Annotated in this window: 1 pseudogene; it reads left to right on the top strand. The window is 66.2% G+C overall.

Annotated elements, in window-relative coordinates:
- Positions 1 to 211 precede the first annotated feature (211 nt).
- Positions 212 to 895 (top strand): annotated as a pseudogene (locus FGX59_RS37040) (transposase).
- Positions 896 to 914 lie beyond the last annotated feature (19 nt).

The following is a 914-nucleotide window of genomic DNA, read 5'->3' as shown; positions in this document are numbered from 1 at the left end:
CTAGGCTCGACTGGTCCGTGCCGAACTTCAGCACTCTGTCACGCCGCCAGAGTGAGACGGGACCGTGGCGCCAGTGGCGCCGCGACAGCCCGTCGAACATTAGACGTGATCATTCCGTATCGCGGCTCGAAGGGGCAGCTGCACCTGCTCGTCCCCTCTCGGGCATTGCTGCGCAATACCCTGCCGGGCAGCGGACAGCACCGGCATCAAGGTGGAAGGCGAAGGCGAGTGGCACACGCGCAAGCATGGCGGCTCGAAACGGCGCATTCGCGGTGCCGCTCGGACCGGTGGCGCGGCCCGCTCATGGCGCAAGATTCACCTCGGAATCGACGAGGAAACATTGGAAATCCGGGCCGTCGAGGTCACGTCCGGCAATGTCGGCGATGTCGAGCCGGTGAGCGCCACCGGTCCGAGCAAACCGGCGAGGGATGCTGCCGGACCTGCTTGCCCAGATCCCGGGGGAGGAGGAGATCGCCACCGTCACCGCTGAGTTGCCAGCGGATGCGCCACCGGTTCGAGCACCGCTGGCGACGCCTATGACACCCGCGCCTGCCACGACGCCATCGCCGCGCGCGCCGCTGCAGCCATCATTCCGCCGAGACGGAATGCCAGGCCATGGAAGCCGGACACAGCCGGTGCCCGGGCGCGCAACGAGATCCTGCGAGCATCGAAGCACTTGGGCCGGGCGCTCTGGCGGAACTGGAGCGGGCATCACCGCCGCAGCAGGGTCGAAACAAAAATGAACTGCGTGAAGCTGCTCGGCCAACGGTTGATGTCGCGGGACTTTGACCGCCAGGTGGCAGAGGTTCAGATCCGCGCATTCGCGGCTGCGCTCGGACCAGTGGCGCTTGCCGCTCATTCCTCAACCGCTTTACAGCAATCGGTATCCCGATGACTGTGGCCGCAGGATAAGC

It is taken from the genome of Poseidonocella sp. HB161398 (assembly GCF_005870025.1).
Lineage (GTDB): Bacteria > Pseudomonadota > Alphaproteobacteria > Rhodobacterales > Rhodobacteraceae > Mangrovicoccus.
The sequence above is the reverse complement of the archived record's forward strand: the minus strand, read 5'-3'. Positions and strand labels throughout refer to the sequence as shown.